This is a genomic window from Mangrovihabitans endophyticus, assembly GCF_014646155.1.
Taxonomy (GTDB): Bacteria; Actinomycetota; Actinomycetes; order Mycobacteriales; family Micromonosporaceae; genus Actinoplanes; species Actinoplanes endophyticus.
The window spans coordinates 751,225-752,918 of sequence record NZ_BMMX01000001.1 but is presented as its reverse complement, the minus strand read 5'-3'; the positions used below and the strand labels follow the sequence as shown (position 1 = coordinate 752,918).

The window sequence follows — 1,694 nt, the reverse complement described above, 5'->3', positions numbered from 1 at the left end:
GAAGATCTCCCGCCGTCGCCACGGATCAAGCGACGATCAGGCTGACACCGGCCTTTCCAGGAATTCCCTATAGATCCATTCGAATTTATGTCTTACCAGGTCAACGGCGCAGTGTCGGCGTGCCGAAGACCCGGCCAGAGACGCGCCCAGGAGACCGTCCGGCCGGTGCACCACCAAACCGGGACAACGCCATTCTGCTCCACAAAACCGTCCGGATTGGACATTTTCGCGACCTGTCGTACGTCCGTGAACGCGCTCCGCAGCGCACCGGGATCCACCCCGACGTAGAGCGTGTTGCGGGCCCGTTCCGGCGGTTCGCCGAAATACCCGTAGCCGCGGTTCGGGCTGTACGGACGCGGCAGGCCGCGGGCCGGTCCGTACACCTCAAGCGCGGAAGCCTGCCAGAACGTGTCCGCCACCAGGCTCACCCGGGACCGTTGCCCGGCCGGCAGGTCCGCGTACGCCCTCGCCACCGTGTCCGCCAGCCGGGGCCACCCGGTGCTGCCGCGCGCCACATAGTCCACCTGGACCTGCTGCGCCACCGGCCGTACCGGAAGCGCGGCCAGCACGGTGACCACCAGCGTCAGCGCGAGGCTCAGCGGATGCGTGAGCCACCGCCACGCCCGCGACGCGGGGCGGCCGTCGAGCCGGGCCGGGTACGCATCGAGCCGGACCGCGCCCGCCGCCCAGCACACCGGCAACAGCCCGCTCGCGTACGTCTGCCGCCCACCGCCGATCAGGAAGAGCGCGAGCACGCCGACCACGGTCAGGCCCAGGAAGTGGTACGGGCCGCGCAGCAGCCGCCACAGCCCGAGCCCGGCCAGCACGGCGCCTGCCGCGATCCCGGCCATCACGACCGTCAACGGCAGGAACGCGGCCCGTCCCCCGGCGGTCTGCTGCTGCTCGGCGGCGATCACCGAGGCCATCTCCAGTTGCGGCCACCCATGCCGGGCCTGCCACACCAGCCCGGGGGCCAGCGACACCACCGTGACCACCCCGCCGAGAAGGAGCAGCGGCCGGCGCAGCATCTCGCGCGGCCCGGCCACGAGCACGGCCACGATCAGCACCAGCCAGAACCCTCCGATGAGGAACTTCACCTGCACGGCCAGCGCGGTGAGCAGGCCCGCGGCCAGCAGCAGGCGGTCGTCGCGCAGCCGCAGCCAGCGCACCAGCAGCCAGGTCACCAGGATCCACAGCACCGGATCGACGGTGGACGTGGCCAGCACATGCCCGGTGGCCAGCAGGCCCGAGGACACCCCGGCGACCGCGGCGGTGAGCACCTGCGCACGTCGGCTGCCGCCCATCTCGTACGCGATCAGCCCGGCGGCCACTACGGCGAGCGCGGTGAGCAGCGTGGCGGGCAGGCGCAACACGACGAGCGAGCCGCCGGACACGTCCCACAACAGGCGGGCCAGCAGCGGCACCAGCGGTGGCTGGTCCACGTAACCCCAGTCCGGATGGCGGCCGGCGGCCACGAAGTACAACTCGTCGCCGAACGCGCCCACCCGGGAACTGGTCGCGGCGAGCAGCACCGCGACGGCGCCCGCGACGAGAACGAGCGGGCGGTACGCGGGCCGGGCCGCCGCGGTCCCGACGGGCGGCGCGGTCCCGACGGGCGGCGCGGTCCCGACGGGCGGCGCGGTCCCGACCGGCGGCGCGGTGGCCTCGCGCGGCGCGGATAAGGCTTTCACGCC

General features: G+C 73.0%; 1 protein-coding gene. It reads right to left on the bottom strand.

Going from position 1 to position 1,694, the window contains the following annotated elements; translation table 11 throughout:
* Nucleotides 1-92 precede the first annotated feature (92 nt).
* Nucleotides 93-1,691 (bottom strand): ArnT family glycosyltransferase, encoded by a 1,599-nt coding sequence (locus tag IEY73_RS02940; protein ID WP_189077429.1) that lies wholly within the window; start codon nucleotides 1,689-1,691, stop codon nucleotides 93-95.
* Nucleotides 1,692-1,694 lie beyond the last annotated feature (3 nt).